Below are 6,936 nucleotides of genomic sequence, written 5' to 3'. Positions count from 1 at the left end.
TGAACCGCCCTGGGTCTCCTGGAGGGTGCTGATCTAGCAAGGGGAGACTGGTTCTTGTGTCAGCACCACGGAAGTACGACGAGGAGTTCCGAGAGCGCGCGGTTCGGATGTACCGCGAGAAGATCGCCGAGGGGGCCGAGTCCAAGCTCGGTGCCCGCAAGCATGTGGGAGCGTTGCTGGATCTGAAGCCGGCAACGCTCCGGAACTGGGTCGAGGACGCCGAACGCCACGAGGGCACCCGCCCGGCGGCCACACGTTCAACAGAGTCCGAGGAGGTCCGAGCGCGTCAGGAAGCGCGTGGCCGAGCTCGAGCGGGCCAACGAGATCCTCAAGACGGCGTCCGCGTTTTTCGCTCAGGCGGAGCCAGGCCGCCGACTCAAGTGATCGTGGCCTACATCGACTCCTACCGGGACAGGTTCGGCGCCCGTGCCGATCTGCGTCGTGCTCAGCGAGCACGGCGTGAAGATCGCGCCGTCCACCTACTACACGCACAAGGTCCGGCCGGTGAGCGAAGCGCTGCTGGAAGAGGCCTACCTCGCGAACGCGCTGGTCACTCTGCACCGGGAGAACTGGGGCGTCTACGGGGTGCGCAAGCTCTGGCACGCCGCTCGGCGCGCCGGTCTCGAGGTCGGTCGGGACCAGGTCGGACGGCTCATGAGAATCGCCTTCGATCACGGGCGCGATCCGGGGTCGGCACCGGACGGTGACCACCCGCTCGCGCGGTGATGCGCCACGTCATCCCGACCTGGTCAAGCGCGGCTGGAACGTGCCCACCGCGACGGATCAGCTGTGGGTCGCGGACTTCTCCTATGTCTGGACGCTGACCGGGTTCGTCTACGTCGCGTTCGTCGTGGACGTCTACTCCCGCCGGATCCTGGGCTGGCGGGTGGCCTCCTCGATGCGAGCGGTCCTGGTCACCGACGCTCTGCGTCAGGCGATCGGTGTCCGTCACCGGGCCGGCGCCACCTGGGAACACGGCCGACTCATCCATCACAGCGATGCCGGAGCTCAGTACGTTTCGCTGGCGCTGACCGCCGAGCTCGCCGAGGCAGGAATCGCCGGATCGATCGGCACGGTCGGCGACGCACTGGACAACGCGCTGTGCGAGTCGACGATCGGCCTGTTCAAGACCGAGGCGATCAATGACGGCGGACCGACGTGGAAGAACCACGCCGAGGTCGAGTGGCAGGTCGCCCGATGGGTCCATTGGTACAACCACGGACGCCTGCACTCGTCGGTCGGACACGTGCCCCCCCCCATTGAGTTCGAGAACGCTCACCGGCAGGCTACGACCGCAGCCCCGAACTCGGAGGCCGCGTAAACAACCACCCTCCGGGAGACCCAGGGCGGTTCAGGCCGAGTCACCCACGACTTCACCGGGGCCGCGACCCGGCCGAACCAGGTGTGGCTGACCGACATCAGCGAGCACACCACGCGGGAGGGCAAGCTGTACCTGTGCGCGGTCAAGGACCGCCACTCCAACAAGCTCGTGGGGTACTCCATCGACTCACCGATGAAGTCCGGCCTCGCCGCAGCAGCCCTGCGCAACGCGATCGCCCTGCGCAGTCCGGACAAGACGATCGTGCATAGCGACCGAGGCAGGCAGTTGAGGTCGAAGAAGGTGGTACGGCTGCCGAAGAACAACGACTTGCGGGGCTCGATGGGCCGGGTCGGATCCAGCGGTGACAACGCCGCGATGGAGTCCTTCTTCGCGCTGTTGCAGAAGAACGTCCTGAACACTCGCCGCTGGCAGACGCGCGAGGAACTGCGCCTGGCGATCGTGACTTGGAGCGAGACCAAGTACAACCGCCGTCGTCGTCAGCGAGCCCTTGGTCGACTCACCCCGCTCGAGTTCGAGATGGTCTACCGGGCTGCAGACGCGGCCTGAGAACCATCAACCCCGAGTGCCAACCACACCAGGGGCAGACCCGACCGGCATCGGCGGCGGTTGGTGGCACGATGGGTGCCACCCCGACCCTGGCCGTGCGAGGTGCGTGATGGTAGTGCGACTCTCGACCTCCGACGTCGACGGCCACGACGGCTTCGCGTACTGGCGCGACGCCGTCTGCCGACACATCGTCGAGCTGCGCGCGCGCGCCGCCGGGCCGTCGTCCGACCGGTTCGTCGGGGAGATCGTGCGCAGCGCCGTCGACCGGCTGCACGTGGACACGGTGACCGCGGACGCGCACGAGGTCGTCCGCACGGCCCGGCTGATCAGCCGCGCCGACACCGATGACCTGTTCCTCACCCTGCTCGTGCAGGGCGCGGGGGTGTTCGAGCAGGACGATCGGCGTGCGGTCCTCGACCGGCCTGGTGACTTCGTGCTGATCGACAGCACCCGCCCGTACCGCGGCCGCCTTGGCGACCGGTCGCGGCAGATCGTGGTGCGCGTGCCCCGCGACCGGTTGGCGTCGTGGCTGCCGGGGTTCGCCGGGGCCACCGGCGTCACCGTCACCGGGACCAGCGGTGCCGGTGCGCTCGCCTCCGGGCTCCTGCGGTCTCTTCCGCTCTACGGTGAGGAGGCTGAATCGGTGGCACCGGTCAGCGGATCCGTCCTCGACCTGGTCGCCGCAGCCCTGCACGACCGGGTCGGCGGCGAGGTCCGCGTCCGGTCCGTCCGCGCTGCGCACCTCGCCCGGGCGCGGAGCTTCATCCGCGACCACCTGTCCGATCCGGAGCTGACACCCGCCGTCATCGCCGACGGCATCAACGTCTCGGAGCGCTACCTCTACGCGCTCCTCGAGTCCGACGGCACGTCCCCGGGGCGGTGGCTGCGCGAGGAGCGGCTCGCCCGGGCGCACGCGTTGCTCGTCGACCGCCGCTGGGCCGGTCGCGGGATCTCCGAGGTCGCCCGTGGCGTCGGCTTCACCCACCCGTCGCACTTCGCCCGCACCTACAAGGCGCGCTACGGGACCACACCGGGCGAGCGACGCGCGGGCACCTGACTCCTCCGTCGGCTGTGCGGCCCCGTGCAAGAACGTGTGCGGGCACCGTCAAGATCCACCCGCCTGGCGCGCCTATGCTCGGCTGCACAGGACAGCTCAAGGAGGAGCCGACATGGCCGGACGGTTGGAAGGCAGGGTCGCGCTGGTCACCGGCGCAGCGCGGGGGCAGGGCCGGTCGCACGCCCTGCGCCTGGCGGAGGAGGGCGCGGACGTCATCGCGCTCGACGCCTGCCAGGACATGAGCACGGTGCCCTACGCGCTGGGCACGGCCGACGACCTCGCGCAGACGGTGAAGCTGGTCGAGGACCTGGACCGCCGCATCATCGCCCGGCAGGCCGACGTAAGAGACATGGCGGCGGTGCAGGCCGTGGTGGATGAGGGCGTCGCCGAGTTCGGCCGCCTCGACATCGTCTGCGGCAACGCCGGAGTCGTCTCCTACGTCGAGAACGCCTGGGACATGACCGAGGACGTCTGGGACGAGACGATCGACATCGACCTGTCCGGCGTCTGGAGGACCTGCAAGGCGGCGATCCCCGCGATGATCGCGGCCGGCAACGGCGGCTCGATCGTGCTCACCAGCTCGACCGCCGGCATGAAGGGCTTGGTGCAGATCGCGCACTACGCCGCGGCCAAGCACGGTGTGGTCGGGCTGATGCGGTCGCTGGCCCTGGAGCTGGCGAAGTACTCGATCCGGGTCAACACGGTGCACCCGACCGGCGTCAACACCCCGCTGGTCACCAACGACTTCATGCAGAAGTGGTTCTCCGAGCACTCCGAGATGCTCGAGGCCCTGAAGAACCCGCTACCGGTGGAGATGATCGAGCCCGTCGACGTCTCCAACGCCATCGTCTGGCTGTCGTCGGAGGAGGCGCGCTACGTCACCGGCGCGCAGATCCCGGTCGACGCAGGCTTCAACCAGAAGTAGGGGACCGCAGACCATGGCCGGAGGTGTGGCGGGTAAGGTCGCGTTCATCACCGGCGCGGCGCGGCGCGAGGGAAGGGCCGGCTGGCCTCCGCCGAGGCGCGGTTCGTCAGCGGCGTATCGCTGCCGATCGACCTCGGCATGACGCAGAAGTAGCAGAAGCACCACCACCATCCACGAGAGGAGCCGCGCCATGGGGCGTGTGCAGGGCAAAGTCGCTTTCATCACCGGTGCCGCCCGGGGCCAGGGCCGCAGCCACGCGGTCCGGCTGGCCGAGGAGGGCGCCGACATCATCGCCGTCGACGCCTGCCGGGACTTCGACACGGTCGGCTACGCGATGGCCACCGAGGCGGACCTCGCCGACACGGTCAAGGCCGTCGAGGCGCTGGACCGCCGAATCGTGGCGGTCACGGCCGACGTCCGCGACGCTGAGGGGCTCAAGGCCGCTGTCGACGAGGGTGTGGCCCAGCTGGGCCGGCTCGACATCGTCTCCGCCAACGCCGGCATCTGCACGGTGCAGAAGTGGGACGAGGTGACCCCGCAGCTCTGGGCGGACACCCTCGACGTCAACCTGACCGGTGTCTGGAACACATGTGTGGCGACCATCCCGCACCTGCTGACGGCGGGTGGCGGCTCGATCGCCATCACGAGCTCGACGTCGGGCATCAAGGGGCAGCCGTGGCTCGCCCCCTACGTCGCCGCCAAGCACGGGATCGTGGGCGTGATGCGCTCGCTGGCCAACGAGCTCGCCGAGCACAACATCCGCGTCAACACGATCCACCCCGCCGGCGTGGACACCCCGCTGGTTGCGGGGCTGGGCGGGATGAACCAGTTCATCGAGCAGAGCCCGACGATGGGCCCGATCTTCATGAACACCATGCCGGTCGAGGTCGTCGACCCGGTCGACATCAGCAACGCGCTGCTCTACCTGGCGTCGGACGAGGCCCGCTACGTCACCGGACTGGAGATGAAGGTCGACTTGGGCTGCACGATCCGTTAACGCTGGCCGAGACACCGGTCAACGGGCCCGCCGTCACCGGCAGCCGGGTCACCGGCGCCGACGGCGGGTCCGTGTGCCGGGTCCGGGCCATGGTCGCTCGGCATCTGGTCGGCCGCGAGCGGGACCGCGGTCATCACCGGCCGGTGCGCCGTGTTGTTGCAGCGGATCTCCAGACTCGCCAGCAGGTCGGGCAGCAGCCGCCGGTAGTGATGGGAGTAGGAACCGCGTAGCACGGTGCGGACCTTGCCGTTGAACACCGTGAGCTCGGCCTTGGCCTCGGTGACCAGCTCCCGCAACGTCGTCCCCCCGGCGGCGGGCTGATGTACTGAGCGAAGACGTTGATCAATCGTGAGAAGGGCGGCTGGTTGCCGCGTGCCGTATGGGGCCGATGGTGGTTGTAGTAGTGCAGCCAGCCGTCGAGTTCTCCGCGACGCTGGGTCTCGGAGATGTAGCAGCGGGCGTAGGCCCAGCCGTCGGCCAAGGTGCGGTGGAAGCGCTCGATCTTCCCGTTGGTCTGCGGCCGGTACGGCCTGGTCCGCTTGTGCTTGATGGCGAGCTCGTGGCAGGTGTCTCGCCACAGGTGTGAACGGTCGGCGCCGCCGTTGTCGGACAGGACCCGCTCGAAGGTGACACCGCGGGCGTTGAACCACTCGACGGCCCGGACCAGGACGGCGGTGGCGGTGAGTGAACCGCCCTGGGTCTCCTGGAGGGTGCTGATCTAGCAAGGGGAGACTGGTTCTTGTGTCAGCACCACGGAAGTACGACGAGGAGTTCCGAGAGCGCGCGGTTCGGATGTACCGCGAGAAGATCGCCGAGGGGGCCGAGTCCAAGCTCGGTGCCCGCAAGCATGTGGGAGCGTTGCTGGATCTGAAGCCGGCAACGCTCCGGAACTGGGTCGAGGACGCCGAACGCCACGAGGGCACCCGCCCGGCGGCCACACGTTCAACAGAGTCCGAGGAGGTCCGAGCGCGTCAGGAAGCGCGTGGCCGAGCTCGAGCGGGCCAACGAGATCCTCAAGACGGCGTCCGCGTTTTTCGCTCAGGCGGAGCCAGGCCGCCGACTCAAGTGATCGTGGCCTACATCGACTCCTACCGGGACAGGTTCGGCGCCCGTGCCGATCTGCGTCGTGCTCAGCGAGCACGGCGTGAAGATCGCGCCGTCCACCTACTACACGCACAAGGTCCGGCCGGTGAGCGAAGCGCTGCTGGAAGAGGCCTACCTCGCGAACGCGCTGGTCACTCTGCACCGGGAGAACTGGGGCGTCTACGGGGTGCGCAAGCTCTGGCACGCCGCTCGGCGCGCCGGTCTCGAGGTCGGTCGGGACCAGGTCGGACGGCTCATGAGAATCGCCTTCGATCACGGGCGCGATCCGGGGTCGGCACCGGACGGTGACCACCCGCTCGCGCGGTGATGCGCCACGTCATCCCGACCTGGTCAAGCGCGGCTGGAACGTGCCCACCGCGACGGATCAGCTGTGGGTCGCGGACTTCTCCTATGTCTGGACGCTGACCGGGTTCGTCTACGTCGCGTTCGTCGTGGACGTCTACTCCCGCCGGATCCTGGGCTGGCGGGTGGCCTCCTCGATGCGAGCGGTCCTGGTCACCGACGCTCTGCGTCAGGCGATCGGTGTCCGTCACCGGGCCGGCGCCACCTGGGAACACGGCCGACTCATCCATCACAGCGATGCCGGAGCTCAGTACGTTTCGCTGGCGCTGACCGCCGAGCTCGCCGAGGCAGGAATCGCCGGATCGATCGGCACGGTCGGCGACGCACTGGACAACGCGCTGTGCGAGTCGACGATCGGCCTGTTCAAGACCGAGGCGATCAATGACGGCGGACCGACGTGGAAGAACCACGCCGAGGTCGAGTGGCAGGTCGCCCGATGGGTCCATTGGTACAACCACGGACGCCTGCACTCGTCGGTCGGACACGTGCCCCCCCCATTGAGTTCGAGAACGCTCACCGGCAGGCTACGACCGCAGCCCCGAACTCGGAGGCCGCGTAAACAACCACCCTCCGGGAGACCCAGGGCGGTTCAACTCGACCCGACGACGGGACACCCCCACCCA

At 68.7% G+C, this 6,936-nt stretch carries 4 protein-coding genes, 4 pseudogenes and 2 other annotated features; of the genes and pseudogenes, 6 read left to right on the top strand and 2 right to left on the bottom strand.

Features of this window, described 5'->3' with window-relative positions; genetic code table 11:
* Positions 1-56: 56 nt before the first annotated feature.
* The 5 genes and pseudogenes from ACPYO4_RS14500 to ACPYO4_RS14480 all read left to right on the top strand — a co-directional run bounded on the left by ACPYO4_RS14500 (position 57) and on the right by ACPYO4_RS14480 (position 4,867).
* A pseudogene (locus ACPYO4_RS14500) lies at positions 57-1,321 on the top strand (IS3 family transposase).
* Positions 342-474 (top strand) — a sequence feature (AL1L pseudoknot). It overlaps the preceding pseudogene by 133 nt.
* 39 nt (positions 1,322-1,360) lie before the next feature.
* A pseudogene (locus ACPYO4_RS14495) lies at positions 1,361-1,888 on the top strand (IS3 family transposase); the annotation flags it as partial.
* Between the two features lie 109 nt (positions 1,889-1,997).
* Positions 1,998-2,945 (top strand): helix-turn-helix domain-containing protein, encoded by a 948-nt coding sequence (locus ACPYO4_RS14490; RefSeq protein ID WP_425709960.1) that lies wholly within the window; start codon positions 1,998-2,000, stop codon positions 2,943-2,945.
* Between the two features lie 112 nt (positions 2,946-3,057).
* Positions 3,058-3,870: a mycofactocin-coupled SDR family oxidoreductase gene (locus tag ACPYO4_RS14485; RefSeq protein ID WP_425709959.1), complete on the top strand. Its 813-nt coding sequence runs from the start codon at positions 3,058-3,060 to the stop codon at positions 3,868-3,870.
* 190 nt (positions 3,871-4,060) lie between these two features.
* Positions 4,061-4,867, top strand: a complete 807-nt coding sequence (locus ACPYO4_RS14480) for a mycofactocin-coupled SDR family oxidoreductase (protein WP_425709958.1) — start codon at positions 4,061-4,063, stop codon at positions 4,865-4,867.
* On the opposite strand, the gene ACPYO4_RS14475 is transcribed toward ACPYO4_RS14480, so the two are convergent.
* Positions 4,864-5,163, bottom strand: coding sequence for a hypothetical protein (locus tag ACPYO4_RS14475; RefSeq protein ID WP_425709957.1), 300 nt, complete (start codon positions 5,161-5,163; stop codon positions 4,864-4,866). The two genes, ACPYO4_RS14480 and ACPYO4_RS14475, sit on opposite strands and share 4 nt — an antisense overlap.
* A gap of 23 nt (positions 5,164-5,186) precedes the next feature.
* Positions 5,187-5,555: pseudogene (locus ACPYO4_RS14470) on the bottom strand (integrase core domain-containing protein); the annotation flags it as partial.
* Between the two features lie 53 nt (positions 5,556-5,608).
* Here ACPYO4_RS14470 and ACPYO4_RS14465 point away from each other — a divergent pair.
* Positions 5,609-6,872 (top strand): annotated as a pseudogene (locus tag ACPYO4_RS14465) (IS3 family transposase).
* Positions 5,894-6,026, top strand: a sequence feature (AL1L pseudoknot). It overlaps the preceding pseudogene by 133 nt.
* Positions 6,873-6,936: the final 64 nt, after the last annotated feature.

This window comes from Georgenia sp. Z1491 (assembly GCF_049856175.1).
In the GTDB taxonomy this organism is placed as follows: Bacteria; Actinomycetota; Actinomycetes; order Actinomycetales; family Actinomycetaceae; genus JB111.
This window is presented reverse-complemented; position numbering and strand designations above follow the sequence as displayed.